Below are 813 nucleotides of genomic sequence, written 5' to 3' on the forward strand. Positions count from 1 at the left end.
ATTGATGAGTGTTATAAAGATTATTGTTTCCCAAAACAATCGTATATTTCACCTTTCAATTATTGGAAGGGCGAAAACAATAAAATTATCATGATTAATAGTTTTTCGAAAAATTTAGCTCTAACAGGTTGGAGATTAGGATATATATGTGCAGTAAAGGAGATTGTTGAAAAAGTTTCAATATTTCAATCACATACATCATCAAACCCGTCTTCTTTGATTCAAGATGCTATTAGAAAAATTTTGCTAACTGATACAGTTAATAAATTTATCGATAGCAATTGGATAGATCTAAATGAAAAGAGAAATTATGTATTAAATAGTTTTAAATATTTAAAAGCTAATGAAAAATTTGTAAATCAGGGTGGATTCTTCTTTTATATCAATGTAAGTCAAATACTAATTAAAGAAGATATATGTATAGATGAATTTTGTGTAAATTTACTTGAGCATACTGGTGTATCAGTTGTCCCAGGCACTGCTTTTGGTGATAGTAAGGGTTTTAGGTTGTCATATTGTGGTGATTATAAAACTTTAAAAGTTGGTATTGAAAAAATAAACCTTTTCTTTTTAGATAAGAAGTGGATCTAATGGATGCTATAATACTTGCTGCTGGCTTAGGTAGTAGACTAAAGTCTATGACTGAGACTCAACCCAAATGTATGACTTTAATTGATGGTAAATCTATATTAGAACGACAATTATGTTTTTTGGATTCTTTAGGAGTAAAAAACGTATATATTGTTGTTGGCTATAAAAAGGAAATTATTAAAGCTAAATTTGGTAACTTTTTTTTAGATATTGAAATTATAT

Annotated in this window: 2 protein-coding genes; both read left to right on the forward strand. The window is 27.4% G+C overall.

Annotation, left to right across the window (positions count from 1 at the left end):
• On the forward strand, window positions 1-591 hold a 591-nt coding region (locus tag HUN22_RS17410; protein WP_174731997.1), incomplete at its 5' end, for an aminotransferase class I/II-fold pyridoxal phosphate-dependent enzyme.
• Window positions 591-813: NTP transferase domain-containing protein (locus HUN22_RS17415; protein WP_174732001.1), on the forward strand; the 223-nt coding region annotated here is incomplete at its 3' end. The genes HUN22_RS17410 and HUN22_RS17415, both read left to right, overlap by 1 nt.

Origin of the sequence: Acinetobacter lactucae (assembly GCF_013344765.1) — a bacterium.
GTDB classification, from domain to species: domain Bacteria; phylum Pseudomonadota; class Gammaproteobacteria; order Pseudomonadales; family Moraxellaceae; genus Acinetobacter; species Acinetobacter lactucae_A.